This is a genomic window from Cohnella sp. GCM10020058 (genome assembly GCF_042683485.1).
Classification (GTDB): domain Bacteria; phylum Bacillota; class Bacilli; order Paenibacillales; family Paenibacillaceae; genus Cohnella.
Genome location: NZ_JBHUJV010000025.1, coordinates 285,874 through 312,306, shown reverse-complemented (window position 1 = coordinate 312,306; position 26,433 = coordinate 285,874). Strand labels below are relative to the sequence as shown.

Annotated in this window: 18 protein-coding genes; 2 read left to right on the top strand and 16 right to left on the bottom strand. The window is 59.7% G+C overall.

What is annotated here, in order from left to right:
- Positions 1 to 147 precede the first annotated feature (147 nt).
- From ACFSR7_RS35145 to ACFSR7_RS35115, 7 genes are all read right to left on the bottom strand, one after another.
- Positions 148 to 2,790: an S-layer homology domain-containing protein gene (locus ACFSR7_RS35145; RefSeq protein WP_378169292.1), complete on the bottom strand. Its 2,643-nt coding sequence runs from the start codon at positions 2,788 to 2,790 to the stop codon at positions 148 to 150.
- Positions 2,791 to 2,795: 5 nt separating this feature from the next.
- Positions 2,796 to 5,186, bottom strand: coding sequence for a dockerin type I domain-containing protein (locus ACFSR7_RS35140; RefSeq protein WP_378169291.1), 2,391 nt, complete (start codon positions 5,184 to 5,186; stop codon positions 2,796 to 2,798).
- 226 nt (positions 5,187 to 5,412) lie between these two features.
- Positions 5,413 to 7,287, bottom strand: coding sequence for an S-layer homology domain-containing protein (locus tag ACFSR7_RS35135; protein WP_378169290.1), 1,875 nt, complete (start codon positions 7,285 to 7,287; stop codon positions 5,413 to 5,415).
- Between the two features lie 46 nt (positions 7,288 to 7,333).
- Positions 7,334 to 11,542 (bottom strand): Ig-like domain-containing protein, encoded by a 4,209-nt coding sequence (locus tag ACFSR7_RS35130; RefSeq protein WP_378169289.1) that lies wholly within the window; start codon positions 11,540 to 11,542, stop codon positions 7,334 to 7,336.
- A 148-nt stretch (positions 11,543 to 11,690) separates the two neighbouring features.
- Positions 11,691 to 13,304, bottom strand: coding sequence for a response regulator transcription factor (locus ACFSR7_RS35125; protein ID WP_378169439.1), 1,614 nt, complete (start codon positions 13,302 to 13,304; stop codon positions 11,691 to 11,693).
- A 79-nt stretch (positions 13,305 to 13,383) separates the two neighbouring features.
- Positions 13,384 to 15,213: a cache domain-containing sensor histidine kinase gene (locus ACFSR7_RS35120; RefSeq protein ID WP_378169288.1), complete on the bottom strand. Its 1,830-nt coding sequence runs from the start codon at positions 15,211 to 15,213 to the stop codon at positions 13,384 to 13,386.
- A 248-nt stretch (positions 15,214 to 15,461) separates the two neighbouring features.
- On the bottom strand, positions 15,462 to 15,803 hold the full coding sequence (locus tag ACFSR7_RS35115; RefSeq protein ID WP_378169287.1) for a YerC/YecD family TrpR-related protein: 342 nt from the start codon (positions 15,801 to 15,803) through the stop codon (positions 15,462 to 15,464).
- Between the two features lie 292 nt (positions 15,804 to 16,095).
- On the opposite strand from ACFSR7_RS35115, the gene ACFSR7_RS35110 reads away from it, so the two are divergent.
- Positions 16,096 to 16,683: an aminotransferase gene (locus tag ACFSR7_RS35110; protein ID WP_378169286.1), complete on the top strand. Its 588-nt coding sequence runs from the start codon at positions 16,096 to 16,098 to the stop codon at positions 16,681 to 16,683.
- 97 nt (positions 16,684 to 16,780) lie between these two features.
- Here ACFSR7_RS35110 and ACFSR7_RS35105 read toward each other — a convergent pair whose 3' ends face one another.
- The 7 genes from ACFSR7_RS35105 to ACFSR7_RS35075 all read right to left on the bottom strand — a co-directional run bounded on the left by ACFSR7_RS35105 (position 16,781) and on the right by ACFSR7_RS35075 (position 23,187).
- Entirely contained in the window at positions 16,781 to 17,182 is a 402-nt protein-coding gene (locus tag ACFSR7_RS35105; protein WP_378169285.1) for a VOC family protein, read from the bottom strand.
- A 147-nt stretch (positions 17,183 to 17,329) separates the two neighbouring features.
- The gene (locus ACFSR7_RS35100; protein WP_378169438.1) at positions 17,330 to 18,274 is read right to left on the bottom strand and encodes a DUF1861 family protein; all 945 of its coding nucleotides are present in this window, start codon (positions 18,272 to 18,274) and stop codon (positions 17,330 to 17,332) included.
- 105 nt (positions 18,275 to 18,379) lie between these two features.
- Entirely contained in the window at positions 18,380 to 19,375 is a 996-nt protein-coding gene (locus ACFSR7_RS35095; protein ID WP_282910850.1) for an inorganic phosphate transporter, read from the bottom strand.
- Positions 19,376 to 19,404: 29 nt separating this feature from the next.
- The gene (locus tag ACFSR7_RS35090) at positions 19,405 to 20,019 is read right to left on the bottom strand and encodes a DUF47 domain-containing protein (RefSeq protein ID WP_378169284.1); all 615 of its coding nucleotides are present in this window, start codon (positions 20,017 to 20,019) and stop codon (positions 19,405 to 19,407) included.
- A gap of 346 nt (positions 20,020 to 20,365) precedes the next feature.
- Entirely contained in the window at positions 20,366 to 21,439 is a 1,074-nt protein-coding gene (locus ACFSR7_RS35085; RefSeq protein ID WP_378169283.1) for a glycosyltransferase family 4 protein, read from the bottom strand.
- Positions 21,440 to 21,452: 13 nt separating this feature from the next.
- The gene (locus ACFSR7_RS35080) at positions 21,453 to 22,655 is read right to left on the bottom strand and encodes a glycosyltransferase family 2 protein (protein ID WP_378169282.1); all 1,203 of its coding nucleotides are present in this window, start codon (positions 22,653 to 22,655) and stop codon (positions 21,453 to 21,455) included.
- 154 nt (positions 22,656 to 22,809) lie between these two features.
- Positions 22,810 to 23,187 carry a hypothetical protein gene (locus ACFSR7_RS35075; protein WP_378169281.1) on the bottom strand — a complete coding sequence of 126 codons (378 nt, stop codon included), beginning with the start codon at positions 23,185 to 23,187 and terminating at the stop codon, positions 22,810 to 22,812.
- 172 nt (positions 23,188 to 23,359) lie between these two features.
- Here ACFSR7_RS35075 and ACFSR7_RS35070 point away from each other — a divergent pair, with 172 nt between their 5' ends.
- Positions 23,360 to 24,604: a sialidase family protein gene (locus tag ACFSR7_RS35070; RefSeq protein WP_378169280.1), complete on the top strand. Its 1,245-nt coding sequence runs from the start codon at positions 23,360 to 23,362 to the stop codon at positions 24,602 to 24,604.
- Positions 24,605 to 24,725: 121 nt separating this feature from the next.
- Here the strand turns inward: ACFSR7_RS35070 and ACFSR7_RS35065 are convergent, their stop codons facing one another.
- Both ACFSR7_RS35065 and ACFSR7_RS35060 read right to left on the bottom strand, forming a co-directional pair.
- A complete protein-coding gene (locus tag ACFSR7_RS35065; protein ID WP_378169279.1) occupies positions 24,726 to 25,160 on the bottom strand; it encodes a hypothetical protein in 435 nt (144 codons plus the stop codon).
- Between the two features lie 125 nt (positions 25,161 to 25,285).
- Entirely contained in the window at positions 25,286 to 26,347 is a 1,062-nt protein-coding gene (locus tag ACFSR7_RS35060; RefSeq protein ID WP_378169278.1) for an LLM class flavin-dependent oxidoreductase, read from the bottom strand.
- Positions 26,348 to 26,433: the final 86 nt, after the last annotated feature.

Here is a 26,433-nt window from a genome sequence, read left to right as displayed (position 1 = left end):
AAGATCCGATGAGCCAACGAACGTCGTTCCAGCTGACGGGCAGAGCGAACTAAAAAGGCCACCCAGAAACCCTGGCTGACCTGACAACAAAAAAAGACCGAATGCCGTGAAAACGACGCTCGGTCCATGCATTAACCGTCATTTAACTCATTTGCCGGAAATCCACTGCTCCGCGCCCTCGGCGCTTGTCGTGTAGCCGTGCGCGATCGATGCTTCGAGGATGTCGCCGTATGCCCAGTGCGTGGTCGGTACATCCTGCCACGGCGATACTGCCGCGGCTTCTGCAACTAAGGCTGCCGATGCGCTGCGTCCGAGCAGCTTGTTCATGATCGCGACCGCCTCGGCGCGCGTCACAGGCTTGCCAGGACGGAAGCTGCCGTCCTCGTAGCCCTTGATGATGCCCGCGCTTTGCACCTGCTTGATCGCCGCTTCCGCCCACGTGCCTGCGGTGTCCGTGAAGCCCGCTCCTGCTGCGGACGCAGTTGCCTTGCCGTCCATCAGCTTCGCCGCCAGGCTCGCCAGCTCGGCGCGCGTGATCGGCTTCTCCGCGCCGAACGTGCCGTCCGCGTAGCCCTTCATCAGGCCCATCGTCGTTACCGACGATATCTCGTTCTTGGCCCAGTAGCCGCCCGCCACGTCGCCGTATGCGATATCGGCCGCCGCAGCCGGCAGCGTTACGGTCCGCGACAGGATCGCCGCGATCTCGGCGCGCGTAATCGTCCGCTCCGGACGGAACGTACCGTCCGCATAGCCTTTAACATACGCTTCGTGCGCCGCACCCGCCGTCTTCACGAGCGTGAACGTACTGAACTTGTTCACTTTGAATTCAATGCCCTTCACGCCGCTCTCATACGTGACAAGCTTGCCGTGCAGCAGTTCCTTCGTTCCGTCGCTGTGTTCGACGTAGATACCCAGGTTCGCAAGCTCCGTCTCGCTCATCGTTACGCCCTTAAGCGGCATGACCAGCGTTACTTCGCGGCCCTGCAGGTTCGTCTCGATCGTCATCGGACGGCCGACGACCGTGACGCCAAGCTCGCCTGCCGCCGCCTTCACGGCCGCATCCTGCTCGGCGCGCGCCTTGGCTTCTTGCTTGCCCGCTTCGCTCTTGATCGGCACGAACCGGAAGTACAGCTCGTCCGTGAAATTCTGCAGCGACGCTGCCGGAATCTGTACCTTCACGTTGTCCGTCACGATGCCAAGACCGATTTTCGCGTCCCGGATCAGCTGGCCCGCATCCTTCGGCACGGTCACGTTCACTTCGGAAACTTCGTCCTTCGTATCCGGGATGATGATGTTCGCCATCGTCGACCCTGCGGCCACGATGCTCGCCACCGTCTGCTTCGCCTGGTCCGCCGTCAGCACGACCTTGTCGCTCTTCGTGCCGTCCGCTTTTTTCGTGCGCTCGATCTGCGCCTTGGCGACCGCGCCGCCGTCGGCGGCGGCGGCATCCTTCACGTCGACTGTAATAATCTCCTTATCAGGCTGCGCCGCCGAGGAGGGCGCGTACACCTCTACGCTGCCCGCCGTCAGCGTCTTCATGGTCTCGTACGCCGCGGCGTCCGTCACCGTGAACTGCCGCAGATCCGCTTCGTCGGCGACCTTCAACGCATAGCTGCCGTATGCTGCGTCCGACTTGATTTTAAACGTTACCGTGAACAGCTTGTCTCCGGCCTTGAGCGCCTTGTCGCCGCCTGCAAGGTCGGCCCAGGCTGCTCTCAGCCAGCCCGCTTCATTGTCATAGCCGCTGTCGAACAGCTCGCCGCCAGGTCCGGCAATGCCCGTCACCTCAAGCGCAGCCGGGTCGAATGCGAGCTTCATGCCGTACGAGCCGACTTCCGCCGAAGCGGCCGTCAGCGTGACCGGCACGTCGACGGTCGCTCCCTGCAGGCCCGACGCCCGGCCGATCGCGACCGTCGTTGTCCCGCGGGCAACGTCGACCGGTCCGACCGCCGCGCTCAGCGCTGCCGTCCCCGTCGTCGCGCCGCCCGCCGCCACCGGCGTCACCGCGAAGAGCAGGTACTTGCCGATCAGCGCATCGGTCGGCTGCAGCGTCTTCGACGTCGCGCCCTCGATCGCGGTCTTGTCCGCTCCGGACGCATCGGACGCCGCGTACCATTGGTACGTCGAGACGCCTTCGGCATTGCCTTCCCGATCCGCATAGGCGTACTTGCCCGTCAACGTCTGTCCGACCGACGGCGTGCCGTCGATCGCGACGCTGCCAGCCGTCGGCGCATCGTTTTCAATCGTCACTTGCGCATTGGCAAAGCTCTGGATTCGTAGAGGCTCCACGCTGTACGTATAAGTGCCTTCGTCGAGTACGACGTTTGTCGTGCCAGGCGCCGCATCCTTGCTGACCTCGAACGTCAGCGTGAAGACATCCGCCGTCCCCGTGATCAATCCGTCGGTTCCGATGCCGAACGTATCGGCGGCGACATAGACGCTGCCCGCCACCGACGTGTCCGCTTCGAAGTGCGCAGCGTTCGTCTTGTCCTTGACGCCGCCGCTCTTCAGCGTCAGCACCTGCGGATCGTACTGCACGTGCAGCGTGTACGCCCGGAAACCCTCGTATACGGTAATGGTCGGCAGCCTGTTCGGCTGCAGCGAGACGGTTACGTCAACCGTCTCCCCGCCCCGGCCCGTTGCATTCGCCGCCGATGCCTTGAATTGTTGGTATGGCGCCGCATGCGCCGCTATCGGCAGCAGCCCGAGGGCCAAGCACAGCGTCAGCAGCGCGGCCGTCAGACGACGGCCGCGCCGTCCGCCATTAATCATTCGTTGAATAGCCTGCATGCCGCTCACTTCCTCTCCCCGTTATAGATCGCCAGGATAATTTTCGCATCTTCCGCATCGACATCGCCATCGTCGTCCATATCGAGAATGACTTTTTGCTCATCGGTCAACGTCGTCTTCCCGGTCGCATATTTGTTGGCGATCAGCGCGTCGGCAGGGGAGACATAACCGTCCCCGTTGACGTCGCCCTTCAGAACGCCGACCGGTCCGAGCGCGGCGCTCTGGGCGGATGCGCCGGCAGCCGTGCCCGTCGAGGCCAAAGGCGTCACCTCGAAGCTCACGTACTTGCCGTACTGCGCGGCCTTCAGAATCAGCGTCTTGTCCGTTGCGCCTACGATCGCCGTCTTGTTCGTGCCTTGCGCATCGTCGGCCGCATACCACTGATAGGCCGATGTTCCTTCTGCGTCTTGCTCCGCGTCCGCATACGTGTAGCTTCCCGTCAGCGTCTGCAGCAGCTTCAACCCGCCAACGACATGCACCTCGCTTGCCGTCGGCGCCGCGTTCGCGGCGACCGGCGTTGCGCTCGTAAAGGTCGCCGGCGTGCCCGTCGTCGTGCCGGCCTTCGCAATCGGCGTCACTTCGAAGACGATGTACTTACCGACCTGCGCGCTCGTCAGTTGAAGCTGCGCCGTCGTTGTGCCTGCGATCTCCGCCTTTGCAGATCCTTCGCTGTCGTTCGCCGTGTACCACTTGAACGTCGTGTCGCCTTGCTCATCGTTTTCCACATCGCCGTAAGTGTACGAGCCTTCTAAGCGATTTCCTTCCTTCAGCGAGCCTGTGAATCCTACGGAACTTGCCGTCGGTGCCGCGTTTGCAGCGACAGGCGCAGCGCTCGTATACGTGGCCGGCATGCCTGTAACCGTGCCGGCCTTCGCTACGGGCGTTACTTCAAAGACGATATACTTGCCGGCCTGCGCGTTCGTCAGCTGCAGTTGCTCCGACGTTGCGCCCGGAATTGCGACTTTCGCAGTGCCGGCACTGTCATTCGCCGTGTACCACTTGAATGTCGTCGTACCTTCCTCGTCGTTCTCGTTATCCGCGTAGTTGTACGTGCCTGATAGCGTGTGACCTTCCTTCAACGTGCCTGTGAAGCTTACGTCGTTTGCCTTAGGCGCCGCATTCGACGGTGCCATGCGAGTGACGCGAACCTGTCCTTTTTCGATGAAAATGGCGAACAGTTCATTGCCCGAAGGACGCGCATGAACCTCGAGGCTCGGCAGCATGCCTTCGCTCGTAAGACTGCTGTTGAGGCCTTGATCCGAGCCGCCGTCCGCCCAGGACCATGCTTGTCCGTCGTATGCTTTGACGCGGATCTGGTAGGACGGTTCCTCCGACCAAGCAGCGTAAAGCTTGCCTGCGTAAGCCCTCAAATTTACCTTATAAGCGCTGTATCCCTGATCGTAATTCAAGGATCCGCCTTCAGCCGACACCCAGGCCGAGCCGTTCCATTTCTTGACTCGGGTCTGGGCTGCAGGCATAGCTGGGTTCTGTGCGTTTTCCACATACTCGTTCCAGGCTACATAGAGCTGTCCCGCTCCTTCGCCGTATACAGCTAGCGAAGGCGTGCTCGCGGATTGCGACGCATTCACATTAATGCCGGAGACAGGATTGTCGGTCAACGTCCAGTTCGTTCCGTCGAATGCCTTGACATGAACCACGGCGAATTCGCCCTTATTGTCCAGTTCAGTAAACGCCATATAGAGCTTTCCGTCCTGAACGGCCAAACTCGCGTCTCTGCCGAGATCCGAGCTGCTTACGTTCAACGACGCGCCGCCGTCTGCAGCGGTCCACGTCGAGCCGGTTCCGGCGTACTTCTTGGCCCGAATCTGCGAGCGCCCCTGCGCGTTGTCCTCCTCCCAGAACAGGAAGAGGACGTCCTTATAAACGATCAAACGCGCATTTGTCGCGCTTTTTGTGACATCGATGTTCAGGCCGTTTGCCCCGCCGCCGTCGACGGACTTCCAAATGCCGTCTACCAGCTTTTTGACGCGGATGTTCTGGCCGAACGATGATCCTTCGTGCCAAGCCGCATACAGCGTCCCGCCATAGATTGCAAAGGAAGGCGCCATCGCACTGTCGCTCGGCTTGACGTTAAGCGGCGAGCCATCGTCTCCGGCGACCCAACCGCCGGAAGCATCGTCGTATTTTTTGACGCGCAGTTGATAAGACGATCCCGTAAGCTCCGACCATCCTGCGTACAGCTTACCGTTAAAATCGATCATCGACGGATAACTGGCCGAGCTCGACGCATTCACGTTAAGTCCGGCGGTGCCGTTTCCCTCCGCGAAGCTCCATTGCGCAGCCTGCGCCGGCGTTACGTACCATGCTGTCAACGCGACGAGCAGGGCAAGCGCGGCCGCGGCCGCGGATCTTTTCCATGCGAACGATTTATTCAAGTCCTGAATCTCCCCTCGATGCTGATTTGCGTCCATCGGACACAATTCGACAACTTTTTCCATTATATCTGTCTCTTCTGAACAATCGCTTAACGCAAAACAGCGCCTGGGCTGCGAGTCCCGGCTACTCGCGGCCCGTCCCGCTTAATCGCTTTAAACGCAACAAACAGAGCGCCGAAGCGCTCTGCTGTCGAACCCTTATGTGTCAACGTAACGCCGAACTAGGTCACAACGTACCATCAATATAACCCGCCTTCACCAGCAGCCTGTGCGCCATCGCCGCCGTCTCCGCACGAGTGATGCCCGCGCCGGGATTCAGCTTCCCGCCGGCACCCTGCGCCAATCCGGCTTCCACGACAGAAGCAACGGCGTCCTTCGCCCAGGCGCCGATGCCCGAGGCGTCAGCGAACGCGCCCAATATATCGCCGGTCGAGGTTCCGCTGCCGGCCGTCATCCCGACCAGCTTCATCGCGCGGTCCAGCATCGCCATCGCTTCTTGCCTGGTTATCAATGCGCCCGGCTTAAAGGTACCGTCGCTGTAGCCGCCCGCGATACCGTAGGAAGCCGCGATGCGGACCGCATCCGCATACCAGCTTCCGGCCGGCACGTCCGTATAAGCCGCCGTCGTTCCAGAGCCCTGCGCGACGTGCAGGCCAAGACCCCGCGCCAGAATCGAGACGAACTCGGCGCGCGTGACGCCGCGATTCGGCTCGAAGGCCGTCGCCGTCGCGCCGTTCACGACCAACCTGGAAGCCAGATCGTTCACGTCGTTCCGGCTCCAGTGGGAGGCCACGTCCGCGAAAGTCTTCGGATGCCAGATCACCGTATATACGCTGTTGGTCAAGCTCCGGATCGTGGCATAGTATTTGCCGTCCTGCTCCGTGACGACCGTGGGCACATGCGAGACAGTGCCGTCTGCGTTCAGCACGACGCCCGTCGTGATGCGGGACGGATCGATGCCCTCGGGCAACGACACGCTCCGTTCGACATAACTGCTGAACCGGCTGACGTTGATGACTTTGCCGCCATAGGAAGCCTCGACTTCAAAGCTGACGGGCTTCGCGACCTGCGAGGCGCCCGCGCTTTGCGCCGCTTGCTCCAGCTTCGCAAGATCGGCGTCTTCGGGATCGGCGATGCGAACGCTGATCTCGATATCCTGCAGGGCGACATCCTTGCCGATCTGCGCGGAGATGTCGTCGATGCGGATTTGCGAGGCAGGCAGCGTATAGCCGCCCTTGTCCGTCTCAATCTCCAGCACGGCTTCCTTGCTCTCCATCGTCTTCACGAGTTTGCCGTTCAGCTTGGAGACGATGGCGCCGGAGGCGTCGCCTCTCGCGTCAAGAAGCAGCTTTTTCGTCTCATTGCCGGCGATGCGCGCTTCCACGGCATCATTGTCTACGGCGATGTTCGCCACGGAACGGCTGCCGACCTTACCGAAGGTTACGGTCGCCGATTTGGGCTGCAGCTTTCCGTCGATGTAGACCTTTAGGTCGGCGCTTGCCGAAGTCGAGCTCGGACTGCTCACGCTCAATTGCCCGGCTTCGACGCTGACCGTAAGCGCATTGGCCTTCGCGCCGGAAAACGTGCCGCCTGTGAACGACAGGTTCTCCGCGCTCAAAGCGTTTATCGACAACGCCTGGTTGCCGGTCTGGTTTTTCGCCTGCACCTGAATCTCGAACAGCGTCTGATCGGAAGCGATCGGATGCTCCGCCGCGCTGCCCGCGCTCGGATCGATCCAGGCGGCGCGCAGCCATCCCCCTTCGTTATCGAAGCTCGTGCGGATGCAGCCTTTCTCGTCGGTCAAACAAGCGGTATCGTCGGTGCTGCCGTACTTGGGCGCGACCGAGACGATCTCGATCGCCTTGGGGTCGTAATCGATCTGAACGTTGTAGGAAGCGATCGCCTTTTCCGTCTTGACCGAGACGGGGATCGTGGCGGCGCTCCCGGTCGTCACGGATGCTTGGCCGATGACGAGCTTCACGTCAGGCGCTGCCGGCTCGGCCGAGGCGGTGCGGAAAGCGGCGACCGGTATGCCCAGCAGCAGGATGATAACGAACAGCGCAGCTCTGCGCGCAGCGGATGTACGATTGCGTATGCTCATGTAGAACCTCCGTTAAGTTGATGATCCTTGGATGCAGTGGGCGAGGTTAATTCGTGTGCGTGCCAAAATACTGAAGCGTGCCCTTCGGGAAGCTCGTCCATTGACCTAGCTGGAACTTCGGAGAGCCGCCGTACGTCTGCGGCTTGCGGATGATCGTCCCGCCGTTCGGCATAAATTTGATATCCGTCGTCACGGTTGGATCGCCAAGCACGTCGATAACCTTGCCGCTGCCGTTCTTCAGAACCAATGCCGTAACGGAGAAGCTGTTCGGATTGTACAGGTCCAGCTCGTCGTTATAGTACCAAATGTTCATGACATCCATGGCATCGTAAAAGATGGAATCAATAAAGATAAACGGCATGCTTGGAACAACTTTTAGCAACGGCACCGTCGTCACCGACATCTGGTGCGTCGATTTCATATACTTGTACACGACGACACTGTAGCCGGTCGCATCCTGCGTGGACGTATTGTAGAGTTCAAGCGCGATTCGTCCGTCCCCGGCATCCAGGTATTGCGAGAAGTAAGGGCCCGGGATCTCTTCGATCGTCTTAAACGACCAATCGGTGTTGGCGCTCAGCGCCGGGCTCGCGGAAGCGTCCGCGCTCTTGAACGCCCCTGCGTCCATAAGCACGTAATACTCCGTCAGGTTGCTCAGCATGTTCGGCTGGATCGTGACCGTCGCTCCGCTGATCGTCACTTTGGAAGTGTCGTTCGCCGAGATGCTCTGCACGAGGCTGTCGTCGGACTTTTTGCGGATCGATACCGTCTTCCCTGCAACGGCCGTAACGGCCTTGTCGAACGTAATGCTGAGCGCTCCCCGCTTGTCCGTGTCCGCTTCTCCTGCGGCCGGCGAGCGGCTTGCAATCGATAACGAACGCGGCATGGCCGTAATCGTTGACGCGTTCGAGGTGACTGTTTTGCCGCTCGCAAGACCCGAAGACAGCACTGTTACGCTAAAGTCGGTCACGTCCGCGTTCATCGGCGTGCCGTCGTAATCGAGGCTGAGCATCAGCGTCTCGTCGTCGAATTTGTCCACGCTAAGGACCGTGAGGCCCGCCGGCGCATGATTCAACTGAATGTTCGCTTGAGCGAACACTTCATTGTCATCCTGATCCAGGTCGAAATGGAACTGATCGCCCGCGATCGTAAGCAGCAGAATCGCGCCGCCGTCCTCTTGCATCTGCTTCTCGGAAAATTCGGCGATGTTCTCCGCGCCGAAGACGCGCGAATCCGCCGACACGAACCGCCATGCGGTCTTGCCATTCATTCCTGCGAAGGCGTTGCCCGTCATGTCGGTAATCGCGCCGGCCTCGATATCTACATAATAGTCGGTCGCGTCAGCTAGTTTTGCATGCGCAATCGCGAGCGTCTTGCCGCTGACGGTCACATTCGCCGTATCGGACGCATCGTACTCGGCGAACAAGCTGTCGTCGGCCGCGTTGCGGATCGCAATCTTTTTGCCGCTTACTGTTTTGATATTTTCGTTAAAATCGATCTTTATGTCGTCGGTCAGGCTGACCCCCGTCGCTTGATCGGCCGGCGTCAACGTACCGGCGACCGGCGCCGCCGTATCCGGGGTCGTGAATCTCCATACGCCGGCGTCGCCGGTGAAGCCCGCGAAGGCATTGCCTGCTGCGTCCTTGAAGGCGGAGCTTGAGATCTCGACATAATATTCCGTCTCGTCGGCGAGTCCGGGATTACGGATCGTGACTTGAGCACCGCTCGACGTTACCTTGGTCGTATCCGCCGCCGAGTAGGAAGCGACCGTGCCGTTATCCGATGCCCGCTTGATCACGATCGTACCGCTGCCTGCGACGACCGGCTCGCTGAAGCCAATGACGAAATCCGCGCTCAAGCTGACGCCCGTCCCCCCTTGCACCGGGTTCAGCGTCGCAGCCGTCGGCGCGATCGTGTCCGGCGTCGCGAATCGCCAATCCGTTTTGCCGGCGATGCCTGCGTATTCGTTGCCCTCCGCATCCGTGAAGGCACCCTCGTCGATCACGGCGTAATAGGCGGCGTTCTCCGCCATATGCATATAACGCATCTTTACGACATTTCCGTTTATGACCACGTTCGTGGTGTCCGTCGCCTCGAACCGAAGCGCCTCCGTGTCGTCCGCGGCATTGTAGATCGTAATGTGTTTGCCTGCCGCGGCTTCGATGGGCTCGCTGAAGGTCAGCGTCGCTTCGAAATCCTTGCTGCCCGTCACGGCGCCGTCGACCGGCGACTTTGAGGTTAGCGTCGGTGCGATCGTATCCGGTGTCGTGAAGGACCAGGCCGAAGCGCCCGCAATGGCCGAAGCCGCATTGCCGGCCGCGTCGGCGAAGGCACCGGCCGGAACGTCTATGTAATACGCCGCATTGTCGCTCAAACCCGGATTTTGGATCGTGACCGTGCCGCCCGAGATCGATACGCGCGTCGGATCGTCCGCTTGGATGAGCGCCAACGGCGCGGATGGAGCGGACGCGTCATAGATTTTAATGGCATGTCCCGCTACGGCGACCATAGCCTCGTTGTAGGTAAGCGTAAGATCCGACGAGGCATCGACGCGTTTGGCTTGGTTCGCCGGAGCCAACGTGCTCATGGACGGCGGCGTTATATCCGGCACGGTAAACGTCCAGCCAGAGTTCACGCCTGCGAACGCGTTGTCCGACAGATCGGCGAACGCCCCAGCCTCGACCCGCACTTCATAATTTTCCGCTTCGTCCAGATCCGGATGCGTAATCGATACCGTCGCCCCGGTCACGTCGATCATCGTCCCGTCCGCAGCGTCATAGGTATATAGCGGCTTCGAGCCGCCTTGCTTATAGATATAAACCTTCTTGCCCGCCACCGCCCTTACCGGCTCGTTGAAGGTCAGCACAAAGTCCGCGCCTTTCAGCACGTTCGGCGCGCCAGAGGTCGGCGACTGCGTCGATACGACGGGCGGCGTCGTGTCCGATGTCGTAAACGTCCACGTCTCGCTGCCGTTCGTACCCGCATAGGCATTGTCCGCCAGGTCGGCGACCGCCGTCGCCTCGACCTCTACGTAGTACGCGGTTACGTCGGCCAAACCCGGATTTTTAATCGTCACCTTGTCGTCGGCAAATGTCACATGCGCTGTGTCGCCTGCCTCGTAAGAGACGGCCACACTGCTGTCCGACAACTTGCGCAGCTTGATGCTGCCCGTACCGGCCTTCACTTTTTCCGTAAACGTCATGACGAAGTCTTTCGCCATGTCGCCTTTTGCAATCGTTCCCGCAGGCGTCAAAGCGTTAACCGCCGCCAGCGACGGTGGCGTCGTATCGGGCACGGCCCGATCCGTCGATACCGTAGCCGACGCGCCGCGCGCCGTTCCTTCGGCAGCGACCGGCGTAATCTCCGCAAACAGAAAATAACCGACGTCGTCGTCCTTAACGACGTACGTCCGCTCATTGGCGCCGGCGATGGGGGACTTGTCGGAGCCGTCGGCAACGAGTCCCTTGTACCATTTGAACTCCGAGGTGCCTTCGGCATCCCCTTCGACGTCGGCGTAAGCGTAGTTCGCCGTCAGCGTGCCGTCCGTCTTGAGCGTCCCCGCAATCGAGGTTCCGGATGTAAATGGCGCATCGTTGTCTTCCTTGATACTTACGATATAGGTTACCGACTGAGGCCCCGTCTTGCCGACATAGTTGGCGAGCAGCGCCGTCGCGTCAGCGGCCGTCACCTTTCCGTCCCGGTTAATGTCCAGTCGGTTGATCTCCTCGTCGGAGAGAGGAACTTTGCTGTTAACGACCTTGGTGATATATAAGGCGTCCGCCGAGGTAACCAGCCCGTCCCCTGTCGTATCGCCGATCTTGGTAATGAGAAATTGGATATGATCGATGATGGGGGACGCCCCGTCCTTCTCCGCCTTGAGCTCGATATTCGCCGTTCCGGCGCCGAGCACCGTGACCGAGAGCTTGCCCGCCATGGCGGAAGCGGTTACAGATGTGTTGTCCGATGTTGCCGAGAGCCTCATGCCAGGTTCCGGCTGCCACGTTATGTGACCGGCCAAGTCAATCGTCACCGTAGAACCGTTGACGACGATCGGAGCACCCACGGCGTTATTCCCCGCATAACCGGCGATCCAATTAACGTCCAGGTTCTTGACCGGCGCGGCTATAATCGCGCTGTCCGCGGCATGCGCCGGGCCCGCGCCCACGATCGGCGCTGCGGCCAACAGGACGGATAACGTTAGCATCTGGCTTCTTCGGTGCCAAGCAAAGGACTTGCCGGTAATCTTGTTGTCCATGATCCTCTTCCCTTCTCGTCGGAGCCATCTCGCGATGGTGTCTTAGACAATAATCGTCATTATCCGACAAATAGTTTAGAGTTTGTTAGGTATTCATTCGCATTAATGATTCTTTTTACCTATATTTACCTCATTTTTATTTCCGCTTCTAAATTGATTGATGCTTCTTCCGGTAATCCTGCGGCGTCACGCCCGCTATCTTACGAAACAGCTTGGCGAAATATGAGAAGTGCATATAGCCGAGCCCTTCGGCAATGTTGCTGATCTTGTCGTTCGTCTCGGTGAGCAGCCGCTTGGCGCGCTCAATCTTCGCCTGGGCGATATAGTCGGTGAGCGACATGCCCGTCTCCTTGCGGAACAGCCGCGACAGATAAGCCGGATTGCGGTAGACGGCTCTCGCGATCTCGTCGCGGCCGAGCTCCTCGCTCAGGTGCTCCTGGACGTAGCTCTGGATCTTGGCGATGACCGCAGATGCGTCCCGCTGCCGATCGAGCAGCGCCGCATTGGTCTTGGCGAGCAGCCGCAGCGCCCATGCCGCCATGCCGTCCGGCGTCCGCGCCGAGAGGCCGTCGGCCAGCTCCTGCTGCGAGAGCAGTTCCCCGGCGGGAATGCCATGCCGCAGCGCGGACTGATAGAGCATATGGACAAAGCCGTAGTAGAACAGCTCCAGGCTCTCGCGGCCCGCCCCCTCTTCCTTCATCCGCCGCAGCGCTTCCGCCATTGCCGTTTCCAGCTCCGCCACGCTGCCGCCATCGAGCAGAATGCCCCATTCCATGAACGGCGGCATCGTCTGGCCGCTGCCTGGGGTGCCCGACAAAGCGCCGCCCGCACTTTCCGCGCCGGTCGAGGCATCTATGACCGAAGCCGGCTGCGCCACGTTGGCGCGTTCCACCCTGGCGAGCCGTTCCAGCTCCGCGGCCAGCGCCTGCGGTGCGGTCGGTTCCCCTACGTAGCAGGACACCGTGCAATGGAAATACTCGCGGCATGCCCGTATGTAATCCCGGCAGCGCTTGAGCACCTCGCCGCGCGCTTCGTTCGCTTTGTACAGCAGCACCAGACTCTGCTGGGCGCGATCTTGCAAGGCCGCCCCCGCGCCTTCGGCGCCGACGATGATCTCGGCCGCGGCTTTGCGAAGCGCGTATTCCATAATGCGCTCGTCGCGTCCGTCGAGCGCCGCGTCCCACTGTTCGACGCTCAGCAGCATCGGCAGCACGGGATCGCCCGCCGAGAGCGGGATGTCGTACGTCGCATATTCCCGCGCCAGCCTGTCCGGCGACGCCGGCAGCCCTCCCGCCAGCGCCTCCTGCCAGAACCGCTCTACCAGGATCGGGAGCTGGCTCGTCCACTGGCGGCGGTACGTCTCAAGCGTCTCCTCGAACGCGAGCTGCGCCCGGCGCTCTTCGATCTCCGCCACGGCCCGCCGCACGATCTCCTTGAGCACGTCGTGGTCTACCGGCTTAAGCACGTATTCGAAGCAGCCGTGTCGCATCGCTTCCTGCGCATATTCGAAGCGTGCATGTCCGGTCAGGAAAATCGTAAGCGTAGACGGGCACGCCTCTTTGATATAACGCAGCAGCTCCATGCCGCTCGCGCCGGGCATCTCGATGTCCGAGATGACCAGGTCCACCTGATTCGCTTCGAGCTGCCGCCGCGCTTCGGGGACGCTGTCCGCCTCCAGAATGCGAGCGATCGGTAAATCCTCCCACTCGATCCCCTGCGTGATCCCTTTGAGCGCATAGATCTCATCGTCCACCACCAGCATCGTTACCACCGCGCTACCCCCTTTGTCAATCGATTGCCGCGCCAACCGCGCGATTTCCTTTTCCCCAGCCCGCTCTATCCTAGCCCGTTCCTTCCTCGTCGTTGACTTCCTCTTCTTTGCCTTCCTCGTTCGTGCCATCCGAAGCCGTCGCTTCCTTGCGCGGCAGCCGAATCGTCACGATCGCGCCGCCTTCCGGCGCGTTGGCGAACGCGATGCCCCGCTCGTCCCCGTACAGCATCCGGTAGCGCCGCAAAATGTTCCAGATGCCGAGATGCTCCTCGCCCGTCCCCTCCGCGTACGTGCCTGCGGCCAGCTCTGCGAGCATATCCGCCGGAAATCCTATGCCGTTGTCCCGAATCAGCAGCAGCAGGTGCGTCTCAGTGTCTCTGTGATCCGCCTTCGTCTCGATCTCGATGCGGAACATCGTACCGTCCGGCACCTTTTTGCCGAACCCGTGGATGACCGCGTTTTCGACGAAAGGCTGCACCATGAGCGGCGACAGCTCGCAGTCAAGATAAGCCTGCCCTACGCGCACGTCGTAATCGAGCTTGCCCGCATAGCGGATCTTCTGAATCTCCAGATAGTGACCGATGTGCCGCAGCTCGTCCGCAAGCCGCACCGTCTGCCGATGGCTCTGCATCAGGAAGCGGAAGTAATCCGCCAGATGCAACGACAGCTTTTGCACCGACTTGAAGTCCTTGAGCGCGGCCAGGTTGTAGACGATATTCAGGCTGTTCATGTAAAAATGCGGATTGATCTGCACCTGCAAATGCTTGTATTCCGCCTTCTGCACGCGAAGCTGTTCCTCGTAGACGTCGATCTTCAGCTTCTCGATCTGCCCGGCCATGTTATTAAACGTGCCCGACATGAACGCGAACTCGCTGCTCTGATCGGTCGGCAGGCGGATATCGAAGCGTCCCTGTCCGAGCTTGCGCATCCCCCGGATGAGGTCGACCAGCGGCTTGAACATGATGCGCTGCAGGAACACCAGATAGATCATGAGCAGCAGCGCCACCAGCAGCGGGATCCAGTAGTAGAGCACCTTTTGGAAAAAAGGGAGGTTCTGCAAAATGAAGTCCTCGCGCATCACGATCGCATAGACGACGTCGACCTGGTCGGAGGCTTGGGCCAGGACAAGGTACGATTTTCCGCCCTGCTTCACGATCCCGTAATCTCCCGCCCGCGACACGATCGCCTGACGGAAAACGTTATCGTTCATCAGCGTCGAATCGCTGTCCGCGAGCAGCTCGCCCTTCTTGTTCAGCAGAAACGTCCCGCCGTCCGGACCGACGTCGAAGCCCTCGAGTACCCGCAGCAAGCTGCGGTCCCGCACTAGCACGCCTGCGTAGACATCGAGCCCGAGGTCGTACGTCCACATCAAATATTGCGAATCCGGGGCGGTGCCGATGATCATCGGCGTCCACTCGCCGGCGTCCGGCTGCAGGCGGCCCGTGCCCCGCAGATAATTGCGCGACCAGCCGAGCAGCACGTCCTTTTTGTCCGTATAGGTGCTGTTATCCTGCGTCACGTAATAAAGATCGTCGGCCTTGCGGTCAAAAATGAAAATCGTATCCATCATGCCGTAGTAAATGCCGCTCGAGTCGCGCACGAACTGGTTCAGCAGCCGGATCTTCGCAAGCATGAAGTCGCTGTCGGCGGCGGTAAGCGCCTGTATGAGCGGCACGTCGGGATTGCTCTCGAGCCGGTTGAGATACACCATGTATTCGTGGAGGATATTGTCGTTCTGCTTGATGTTGGTCTGGAGCAGATTGTCGTAGTGGGCGGAGATTTGCTGGCGGACGACCTTCATGGCGTACAGGTTGTTATAGATGAGGAAGACGACCATGGGAGCGATTACAACAAAAAAGCCGAAGACGATCTTGAACCGTACGGAATGCCAGATGCGCATGGATGTCTCTCCCCGGACCGACGCGTTTGTTACTAGCATAACCGCCGCCCGTCAGTCCGGCAATCCCAAATATGTAAATGATGGGCAGTAGAAGCAGCCGACGCGTCAAGCCGCGAATTGCCGCAAAATAAGAAAGGGCTGTCCGTCAGCCGCTCTCCGGCGCTGTGCGAACACCCCTGCTCTCATTCGATCGGTAATCCTATACGTGCTCCGCAAAGCATCCCGTGAACGGGCGCTCTCCGGACGAGCTAGACTTGCTCAATCTCCGTCGCTTGCTCCGCTTCGTCGGCCGTCTTGCCGAAGCGGCCCAGACGGTCCAGCGTCAACTTATAGCCGTCGTTGCCGTAGTTCAGACACCGCTTCACGCGGGAGATGGTCGCCGTGCTGGCTCCGGTCTCCGCTTCGATCTGGTTGTACGTCTGACCCTTGCCGAGCATCCGCGCGACCTCGAGTCGCTGGGACAGCGACTGAATCTCGTTGACCGTACACAGATCGTCGAAGAAAACGTAGCATTCCTCCACGGACTTCAGTGTCAGAATCGCTTCGAACAATTGGTCGATCGACTTGTCATTCAGCTTCTTCAGCTGCATTCGGGCACACCTCAGTTTCTAACGAGTAGCTCCGTTATTGTGAACGGAACATGAATAGCGGTTCACTCTATTGTACTGCGTTTGGGTAAGCAGTTCAACCTGCAACGTATTCGCGCTTTACAGAGCTAAAATCGGGCGTGAGCCGCAAAATTCCGAATCTGGGCGGGCATTCGTCCATTCGGCGCCGGGCCATCGCACATATGGTGTATCATCGGACGCCGCCATAGGTTAATCCTGCCCTGCGGCATGGGCGGGCGCGGCGATTCAGAGCAGAAAAAAAGGAAGTGATGGCATGAACCGCATACCGTCTTCGTACAATCGCAACTGGACCGGCGGTCCTGGCGGCTTCCCCGTGCAAGGCGGCGGAGCCGGCCTCGACGCCTTCGGCGGGTTCGGCGGGTTTGGCGGCGCAGGCGCTGCCGGCGGCGGACTCGGCGCTGGCGCTGCCGGCGGCGGCTTTCCCGGGCTCGGAGGCGGCGCCCCCGTCTCCGGACCGCCGGCGCTCTTCGGCGGCTCGCCCGTTCAGGCCGCGGCGCAGGCAGCAGCGCCGGCCGCGAAGGGCGGCGGGCTAAGCGCATTGCTGAATGCGGGCAACCTGGAGAGCGTCAAGGGCTTTATCGACAAGATGGGAGGCATCGAGGGCCTGATCAGCAATATCGGCAAGATCCAGAAGATCATGTCCTCCGTCCAACAGATCGCGCCGCTCATCAAGATCTTCACGTCCAAAGGCAAAAAGTCCGCGGATACCGACGATGAGGATCACGCCCCGCGTCCGCGCCGCCGCAGGCGCAGACGGTCGCGCCGGCGCACCGGCGGCAGCAGCCGCAGACGGCGCACGGGCAGCGGCGCGAAGCGGCGTTCGGGCAGCCGGCGGCGTTGAGCAGGCAGTAGTCCGTTCGAGCGATAACTCGTCGTACGTATGACAAAAGCAGGCCCCCGAGCGATTTGACTCGGGGGCCTGCTTCAGCGCTTGCGGCCTACGCCTTCGCTTCATTAGAGATCTCGATCAGGTTCATATCGGGATCCCTGAAATAAACCGATATCAGCGGGCCGTTCGCACCTGTACGCGCTACGGGCCCCTCCTCGATCTCTACTTCGCACGCCTGCAAGTGGGCAAGCGCATCCTCGATCGACGTCTCCACGATGAAGCATAAATCCGCAGAACCCGGGGTTGGCGCCAATGCCTTTGGCTCGAACTCCTTATTCCGCTCATGCAGATTAATCTTCTGACTACCGAACTTCAACGCGAAGCGGCCTCCGGCGAAGCGCGTCACTTCCATGCCGAGCACGCTCTCGTAGAACGCTACCGTCGCGTCGAGATCCGCGACCGTCAGTACAAGATGATCGAGCCGGTCGACTACAATTCCCGTTTGTCCCACTTGGGCGAACCCTCCTTGATCAAGTAATCCGTCCGTACAAGCATCGTTCCACTTTTGCGGCTGGAGCAGCAGAAGCCGCACCCAACGACAAAGGCCGCCCCAACCGGAGCGGCCCCTGTCCCTATCCTAACTTGCACTTTCTGCCGCTTACGCCTCGTACTCGACAAACGGATCCTCGATCACGATCCGCGCGGCCTCGGCGTCGCTGACGCCGGTGTACAGCGTCGCGGTACCGTCGCCGTTGCGTCGCAGGCCGCCGCTGAACAGCACGTCCTCGAGGTCTGGCCGCTTGGCCGGCCCTTCGGGGAACAGGTTGCGCGTAGCGATCATCTTGAGCGGCGTGTGCGCGCGGGTCGCCGGGTCGAGCGCGAACACCATCGGATAGTAATGTCTGATGTTGCCGTAGTCCATCCAGGCGACATGCCCGAGCACGCCGAGCTTGCCGTTGTTCAGCAAGTGGATCTCGTTGGCGCCGCCCCACTCGACCTTCAGGAACTGGCCCTTCAGCACCTCGGCGTTCGCCATCAGGTCCTCGGTCAGCTCGTCGAGGTCCGAGATCTCGGCGTAGCCGATCATCGCCCGCGCGTCCCCGACCGGCATCGGCCGCGTGAAGACGCCGATTGTGCCGTTCTGCTGATCGACGAGGCGCACGTCCTTCATCGTCAGCGGCCCCTGCGCGAATTCACGCAGCTCGCGGACGCGGTAGCCCCGGTAGAACACCGTGCGCCAAGTCGTCACGTAGTGGGGATCGTCGGGATCGAAGAACACCTGAACGCCGCCGAGCACGAGTTCGCCGCGGACGAAGGTGAAGAAAGGATCCTGCAATTCAAAGACGGGCGCGCCTTCGCGGGGCGTCCACTTTCCGTTTTTCTCCACAAAAAACATGATGGAAGAGCGCTCGCTCGCGCGGTCTTCAACCCGGCCGGCGATGACCCATTCCCCTTCGTCGAGGAATGGCGCGGTCACGTTGTAAACGTCGCGTCTGCCTACTCCGGCGAAAAAGAGCTTCTCGCCCCTGGCGTCCGTACCTTTGAGGCGGAACTCCTTGAGCAGTTCGACGCATGATTTGGCTTGCTGTGCGGATGCTTGGATCATAGGCGTGAATTCCTCCAGACTCCGTCCCGTGGAGAACACCATGTTTCTCTATATTGTAATGTGGTAACGGCTGCATTGGCGCGTGCATCGGTGCCCATTTTTTTAGTGAAACAGGCTCAGGACCGCGTAGATGGCCGCTGCGATCAGCGCCGAGATCGGGATCGTGATGATCCACGTCATGATGATCCGTCCGGCCATGTCCCAACGAACGCTCGAGAAGCGCTTGGCTGCACCGACTCCGAGGATCGAGGACGTGATCGCATGCGTCGTGCTAACCGGCAGATGGGTGAGCGTCGCGGTAAAGATGACCGCCGCGGAAGCCGCGTCCGCCGAGAAGCCGTTGATCGGCTCGATCTTGAAAATCTTCGTGCCCATCGTCTTGATGATCTTCCAGCCGCCGACCGACGTGCCGAGCGCCATCGCGAGCGCCGCGGAGATCTTGACCCAGAGCGGCACCTCGAGATGATCCTGCCAACCGGCCGACACGAGGGCCAGCGTGATGATGCCCATCGCCTTCTGCGCGTCGTTCGTACCGTGCGTGAACGATTGAAGCGCGGCGGTCAGAATCTGTCCGGTCCGGAATCCCTTGTTCACTTGATGCGGGCTCGTCCTCGCGAAGAGGTGCTTCAACAAGAACATAATTATATACCCCAAAACGAACGCAATGATTGGGGAAAGGAGCAATCCGAGAACAATTGTCGAAAATCCGCCAACATTGATGCCGGCCCAGCCCTCGGAAGTGACCGCCGCGCCGGCCAGCGCGCCGATCAGCGCATGCGAGGAAGACGACGGAATCCCCTTCCACCAGGTGATCAGATTCCAGATGATGGCCGCGATCAATGTGGCGATGACGACCGTCAGGCCGTGCTCCAGCTTGAACGGGTCCGTCACCTTGCCGCCGATCGTCTTGGCGACCCCGGTATATAGCAGCGCGCCGACCAGGTTCATGACCGCGGCCAGCAGAATCGCCACGCGCGGCTTGAGCGCCCGGGTGGATACGGAGGTGGCGATCGCGTTCGCCGTGTCGTGGAAGCCGTTGATAAAGTCGAACCCCAGCGCCAGGATGACGATGATGACGACTAAAATGGTGATATCCATGCGATGTATTCAGTCCTGTCCCGGGCGCATTAAGAATTGCGCATAATAATGGATTGCAGCGTGTTGGCGACATCCTCGCAGGAATCGGTCGTCTGCTCGAGCCGTTCGTAAATTTCCTTGAGCTTGATCAGCTCGATCGGATCCTTGACGTTCAGGAACAGCGTCTTCACGCTCTCGCGCAGCAGATCGTCGCCTTCGTTCTCCAGCTCGTTCAGCTTCACGCAGTGCGTCTGGATGGCGAGCAGCTTCTTCTGGCCGAGCAGATAGATCGCGGACTTGATCTCGACGGCCGAACGGTTCAGGCAATCCGCGAATTTACGGATGCTTCCGTCGGGCTTTTTCACATGATACATATCAAAGCGGGATGCGACGGCTTCGATGCCGTCCAGCACGTCGTCCAGCAGCTTGGTCAGATCCAGAATGTCTTCGCGCTCGATCGGCGTGATGAACGTCTTGTTCAGCTCGGTGATGATCAGATGCGCGAACTGGTCGCCGCGATGCTCGTAATCCTTCATTTCCTTGGAAAACGCGCTCGGATCGGGAATATCGCTGTTGACGGCGGACAGAAACCGCTCGGTCGTTTCCAAGATCAGGTCGGCCATATCCTCGAGCGTTTTAAAAAAAATGTCTTTTTTCCGGAACACGTTTAAGCCCCTTCTTTCACCAATGGATGCCTTGATTTTACATTCTTCGTCACGATTCGTCACGAATTTACACAGCGGTGACACAAATTGCCTTACATATTTTATCACAGCAGACAAACATGGTATAGGGTCTGACAAAACGAGGATTACGATTAGTTTTGCCTTCCACCGATCTTCTAATCCGCCCAGCAGCGCGGCCCCACACTATACTTAATCTTCATTGTAAAAGCGCCGGCTGAAAATAGATTGAAAATTTGCAGACCGTTCGCTTAAAAGGAACATCGCCATTTTCCAACCGGACGCCACCGTTCGCGCGCAAAAAAAGCCGCAACGATAGCGGCCTATGCTAATCGTTGCAGCCGAGCTGGCGCATCATTTTCATGAACTGCTTTGTGTACAGCTGCGGGGAAAACCGGGTGCGGATATGCGCATCCGCGTTTTCCAGGATCGAGGCGCGAAGCGCTTGATCCCGCATCAGGGACAACGCCGCCTCCGTCGCGTGCGCAATGTCGCCCCTGCGGTAGAACTTCCCCGTTTTATCGTGCTGAATGAACCTGCGCACGCCGTCAGAATCCGTGGAGAGCACCGGGCATCTGCAGAGCATCGCCTCCGCCACCGCGTAGCCGAAGCCTTCCATGATGGAGGTCGAACACAGAAACCCGCCCGAATCCCCGATAATCGACATATAGTCCGCCATCTGCTCATGCGGAATGTTCGAATGGCGCACGAACCGGTCCGACAGCTGCAAGTACTGCAAGGTCTGCTCGAAAACGGCCTTTTCCGGCGGCTCCGACAGCGTATCGTCGTCGAACATCCACAGCTGCAAGTCCGGATAATAGCCCTTCAGATTGTTTCCGATCAGCAGGTACTCCTGCCAATTTTTATTTTTCTCCAGCCGCCCGACCCACCCCACGATCGGAAAAGGCTTCTTGGGGTAGGATTCGTAGCTGAACAGCTCGGCGTCGAGCGGATCGTCGAAGCAGAATTGCGGCATTTGGGGGAAAAGCTCGCCCATCAGCGCAATCAGGTGGTCCGTCTTCGGGTAGAGCAGCGCATCCGCGTAGATCCGAACCCTGGCTGCAAAGTCTTGAAGAATAGCCCGCGCAGACTCGTACGTGCCGAGACCCTGGATCTCGAAGATCACCGTTCCTTCGTAATCCCAATTCCGGATTTTTTGCAGCAAAAAGATGTCCGTGCATACGACGATTACGTCGTAATTCTCCCGCTCGATCAGGCGCTCGATCAAATCGTCGTTCCCCGTAATAAACGTCTTGATGCCGCTGATGTTCTTGCGGCCCTGGCCGTCGTGCGTGTACAGCAGGTGGCACTCGTGCCCGGCGCGCATCAGCGCACGGCTGCGAACCCGGTTCAGCGTTTCCATGCCGCCGCTCGGATTATAAAAGGTGAATAGAATTTTCATCCTCATCACTCATTCACGTGGATTTTAAAATCGAGAGAAGGGCTTCCGTACGAAACAGCTCGTTGTACAGGTTCGGCTTCGGCGGCAGGCCATAGGGCAGTCTGTAGTGAATATCCGTGCGGTCATCGGTGTAAAAGCTGGACAACAAAGCCGCGTCCGCCTTGGACAACTGCCCGATCAGGAACTCCATATCCATCGGATCCGGGAAATGTGCGGGGCCCAGCACCATCGTGTATGGCGTGCGGAGCATCTGCACCGCGTACAGCAGCGCTTTATGCTCGGTTTCGTTCGCGAACGTCTTGAAGTCCGTCGTCGGATGCGAGATCGTGGACAGCAGCGCGGTCGCTTGCCCGCCCGGCGTCAGATCCAGCACGTAACAATAGTAATTGCTGAACGCTTGCTCGTATAAATTTTCAAGCCGCCCGATCGCAACGCCGTCCGCGACGCCTACCGGAAAGATCACGGTAACGAGCGGCTCGATGTTTCTGCGCCGCCTTGCCATATGTCTGGCCAAATGATAACGGTAGCGCCAATACCGGTGCTGTGCATCCGTCTGCAGCGTTGCCGAGATGCTGAAGGTCGAATTTACCCGGTAATCCATGAGCTCGACGGGAATGTACTTGATCTCGCAGTTCTCCGTCAACCGCAGCCAATAATCGTAATCTTCGACCGGCTGCAGCTCGTAGCCGTCGATCATTTTGGCGTATTTCGCCTTATACATAAAAGAGACCCCGATGATCGAGGAGTCGAGCAGCTTATCTTTGGATTTGGATTGATATTGGCGCAGGGCGGCAAGCTTGCGCTCGTCGTTCAACCGCCTGTCGTCGTTGTCGATGGATTGGAAAGAGCTGTAGACAAGACCGAGCTCGTCGGGCCCCTTAACGAGCGCCTTCCGCAGCGTCGCGAAAAAAGCCGGATAGTACACGTTGTCGCTGGACACCCAGGTCAGATATCGGATCTGCTTCATTTTATACAGCTTCTTGAAGCCGGCGTTCAGCGCGTTCGCCACGCCTTGGTTCTGCTCGAGCGGCAGCACCTCGACCCGCGCATCCCCGTCGGCGTACTGCTTCACGAGCGACTCCATCTCGGGCGCGCCGTCGATCACGACAATCAGCTTAAAGTCCTTGAACGATTGCCGAAGCACGGATTCCAGCGCGGCCTTCAGAAAAGCCGGCTTTTGCTTGTAGACGGGCATGACTACGCCCAGGTCGACCATGAAGCGTCACCTCTTCCGTGCATAGATGATGTTAGTGTATGGGGCTGCAGCCGGATTGCTTGTGCGACTAACCAAGCCGGCCTTCGTTTTCTGCCTGAGAAAAAACGCCAAAAAACCGGCGTTCGCACGCCGGCTTCGTTTGGTTATGCAACCCTTAAACGGGTATCGTCAGTCCGGCGGTCGGCGTCAGCTCGGATTGCAGCACGCGCTGTTCGGTCACGAGATTGCCGAACTCGTCAATCCCGTAAGTGGACATCGCAACCTGGGTCAGCGTCGAAGTGATGCTGTATTGCACTTCATAGGACACGTTGCCGGCGATGAAAAAGGTGCGGATGTCGGACGAAAGCGCAGGCAGGATATAGCCCGTCACATACAGCGGCGTCAGAGTCGGCGCGCTGCCCGGAACGCCGAACACTTCAACGACGATCGTCGCGCTCGCGTTGCTAAGGTTGCGCGCGCTGACGACAATGTTGGAGGCGGCGCTGCCGATCGCCCTCGTATTGGTGATCAAACCTGTTGTAAAAGTAGCCATTGGATTCCCTCCTTCCCTCCTCTACTTTATTCCGTATGCACCGCATGCAACTGGACAACTTTGCCCCGAAAATGGCGCATTTTTTTGCCAACGGCAGGCTTGCGCATAGGTCGAGACGTGCGCATGGCAGTAAACTAATACATTCAATTAGGAAAGGAGAATGAGCGCGGGAATGACCAATTTTAACTTTCAGGTCACGCCGGCAGGTTTTCCTAAGTTCGAGCCAAGCGTCGCCGTGAATCTGCTGATTACCGGCATTATGGTGGCCGTATCGGTCGATACGACCTCCGGTTCGCCTATGGTCGGCCTCTACCGCTCGCTGGACGGCGGCAACAGCTGGGCCAACTCTACGCTTCCGCTGCCTGCCGGTTTTACGGGCGCTGAAGCGCCGACGGTCGCTTACGGATTCCCGAGCACGTTTGTCGTCGCCGCACATGCATTCCCCGGCCCTTCGGACGGCACGACCATCTTCTACATCTCTACTGACAATGGCGCGACGTTCAGCGCTCCCAAGATCGTGGCACCGGGGTTCGGCACGTATATTAACAACGACGAGACCAATATCATCGTGGACGTCGGCCAGTCCAGTCCCTATCTCGGCAATATTTATGTTTCTTACAACCATCAGTTCAATGTGGCGAACGGAGGCAATTCGACAGCGTTCCTCCAACGTTCCACCGACAACGGCGCGACATGGAATACGACGATCCTCCTCTCGAGCGAATCGAACCAGGTCGAGCGGCCCGAAGTAGCGGTGAGTCTGACCGGCATCGTGTACGCGGCTTGGGTCACCCTCAATCCGAATTCCAACTATATCGTTCGCAGATCTTTGGATGGCGGCATGACGTTCGATCCGCCGGTGCTCGTGTCGAACGTCGTCCCCGTTCCAACGCCGTTGCCCGTACCGAACTACGACTTTCGCGTGCTTACGTTCGCCAGCATCTCGACCGACCGGTCCATCGGGCCGTTCACCGAAGACGTCTATGCGGTCTGGCAGGACAACCGCCAGGGTTATGCCGATATCTTCATGTCCAAATCCACGGATCAAGGCCTGCACTGGTCCGCCCCGGTCCCCATTACCGGCGCGCCGGCCGGCAGCCAGAACTTCTTCCCGTCCGTCGACGTCGACCCGCTGACCGGCGTCGTCAACATCATTTATTACAGCAACCAGGTAGACGGCTTCGACCTGGACGTATTCGTAGCGCGGTCGATCAACGGCGGTGCGACGTTCACGAACACCCGCATCACCAACACCTCGTTCAACCCGAACGGCAGCAATCCGACGCCGGTGCCGCTCATCGGGGATTATATCGATATCATCAGCGTTCCGCCCGGCGGCTACATCGGCGTCTGGATGGACACGACCCCGGGCACGCAGACGATTTTCGCGGGATATTCGGATATCGTCATTCCTTGACGGCGGCAAAAAGCGATGCGCGGAAAGAGTAGCAAGAGCGGAAAGGGAAGCAAGAATAGAAGCGAAAACAGAAGAAGAGCCCTTGCGCGGGGCTCTCTTCTTGTTCGATTGAATCAGCGGCTCAGTCGGAGACGCCGGTAAAGTTATAGCTTTCCGGTCCGACCCGGACCGTTCCGAGCAGGGACGCGGTTACGAAAACCGAATAGGCGACGCCGGCCGCGTTAGGCGCATTAAAATCCGAGCCGGCAATCGTGATCAGCTGCGGGCCGAGGATGTTGATGTTAAGGTTCTCGGCCGCCGAGAATACGAGTACTCCGCCTGTCGTGAGCCCCCGGTATACGTCCAACGTGATGTTCGTTACCGCAGGGAGCAGCGGAAGCTGGAGCGCGATGATCCCCGTGAATTCGACCCGGGTCAAGCCCGCGGTCCCTGCCGACAGGTCGAGCGTCTGCTGGGCCACCAGCTGCGGCGTGCCGATTACGGTGATCGGAATCGCGATCGAGTTGGCATAGCTCGCATTTTGCGAGGTTTTGGAATCCAAAAATCTAGCTGCCATTGGGAAATCCCCTCCTTCGTCATATGTTATGACCAAGAAGGACAGCCGGTTTGTGCGTTGACCGCCTCGGTATTCGCCTCTTTGGCGCGGACGCACAATCCCTCGTTACGTTTCAAAACACCTCGTCACGCCCGCTGCAGCGTCAACGGCCGCTCGCTCCACACCGTGCTCGGGATCTCCCGGCGCAGCATCGGCATGACGTCCGCCGCGAAGCGCTCGACTTGCTCGCGCTGCTCGGACTCGGTCAGCCCGTCGACGCTGATCGCCAGCACCTGGTTGCCGAAGCCCTCGTAGTAGCGCAATATTTTCTCGATGACGCTGTCCGCGCTGCCGACGAGCGTCGATCCGCGCTCGATCGTATCCTCGAGTCCCGTAAAAGGCGACTGGTTGTGCTGCGACGAAGCCGTCGCGGCGAACGCGTCGTAGTACGGCCGATACCGGCGGATCGCCTCCTCCTTCGTATCGGCCAGGTACAGCTGGCCGGCGCCCGCGCCGACGAGCGCGTCCTTCGGATCGTGGCCATAATACGCCCATCGCTCGCGGTAGTGGTCGATCAGCGCTTGATACTTGGCCATCGGATGGAACGTGTTGGACGAAAAAATCGGCTCGCCGTATTTAGCCGCCAGCTCCGTCGAAAGCGGGCTCGACGCGCTGCCGTGCCAGACGGGGATCCGCTGTTGAAATGGCCTCGGGAAGGTCGTCACCTCGCTGAGCGACGGGCGGTACTTGCCTTCCCAGGTCACCTTCTCCTCCGTCCACAGCCGCTTCAGCAGCGCGTAGCGCTCCGCGAGCGATTCCCACTGCTCCTCCTCCCGAATGCCGAACAGCGGATAGTGGCGGGGATCGTTGCCCTTGCCGATAATGAGTTCGAGCCGCCCCCCACAGAGATGATCGAGCGTGGCGTAATCCTCGGCGACGCGCACCGGATCGAGCACGCTGAGCACCGTCACCGTTGTCAGCAGCCGGATTCGCGACGTACGCGCGGCGACGGCGGTCAGCACCACGGCCGGCGACGAGGACAGAAACGGCTCGCCGTGCCGCTCTCCTACGCCGTACGCGTCGAAGCCCAATTCCTCGGCCAGCGCGGCCTGCTTCAATACATTTTGAAACTTCTCCTGGTCGGTCAGCGACTCCCCGGTCACCGCGTTCGGTATGTTCATCAGCAGGCTGAATAAGGCAAATTTCATGGCGGACCTCCTCGGGATTGGGCATTCGCAAAGCTCTTCACACTATTCCAGGCAATTTAGTCAGAATTACAGATGCAACTACTATA

Excerpts from the sequence above, each read along its gene's own strand:
- ACFSR7_RS35075 (WP_378169281.1), bottom strand. The coding sequence starts at position 23,187 with ATGGCTACTTTTACAACAGGTTTGATCACCAATACGAGGGCGATCGGC.
- ACFSR7_RS35135 (WP_378169290.1), bottom strand. The coding sequence starts at position 7,287 with ATGAGCATACGCAATCGTACATCCGCTGCGCGCAGAGCTGCGCTGTTC.
- ACFSR7_RS35115 (WP_378169287.1), bottom strand. The coding sequence starts at position 15,803 with ATGCAGCTGAAGAAGCTGAATGACAAGTCGATCGACCAATTGTTCGAA.
- ACFSR7_RS35120 (WP_378169288.1), bottom strand. The coding sequence starts at position 15,213 with ATGCGCATCTGGCATTCCGTACGGTTCAAGATCGTCTTCGGCTTTTTT.
- ACFSR7_RS35070 (WP_378169280.1), top strand. The coding sequence starts at position 23,360 with ATGACCAATTTTAACTTTCAGGTCACGCCGGCAGGTTTTCCTAAGTTC.
- ACFSR7_RS35130 (WP_378169289.1), bottom strand. The coding sequence starts at position 11,542 with ATGGACAACAAGATTACCGGCAAGTCCTTTGCTTGGCACCGAAGAAGC.
- ACFSR7_RS35095 (WP_282910850.1), bottom strand. The coding sequence starts at position 19,375 with ATGGATATCACCATTTTAGTCGTCATCATCGTCATCCTGGCGCTGGGG.
- ACFSR7_RS35060 (WP_378169278.1), bottom strand. The coding sequence starts at position 26,347 with ATGAAATTTGCCTTATTCAGCCTGCTGATGAACATACCGAACGCGGTG.
- ACFSR7_RS35065 (WP_378169279.1), bottom strand. The coding sequence starts at position 25,160 with ATGGCAGCTAGATTTTTGGATTCCAAAACCTCGCAAAATGCGAGCTAT.
- ACFSR7_RS35145 (WP_378169292.1), bottom strand. The coding sequence starts at position 2,790 with ATGCAGGCTATTCAACGAATGATTAATGGCGGACGGCGCGGCCGTCGT.
- ACFSR7_RS35080 (WP_378169282.1), bottom strand. The coding sequence starts at position 22,655 with ATGGTCGACCTGGGCGTAGTCATGCCCGTCTACAAGCAAAAGCCGGCT.
- ACFSR7_RS35125 (WP_378169439.1), bottom strand. The coding sequence starts at position 13,304 with ATGCTGGTGGTGGACGATGAGATCTATGCGCTCAAAGGGATCACGCAG.
- ACFSR7_RS35085 (WP_378169283.1), bottom strand. The coding sequence starts at position 21,439 with ATGAAAATTCTATTCACCTTTTATAATCCGAGCGGCGGCATGGAAACG.
- ACFSR7_RS35110 (WP_378169286.1), top strand. The coding sequence starts at position 16,096 with ATGAACCGCATACCGTCTTCGTACAATCGCAACTGGACCGGCGGTCCT.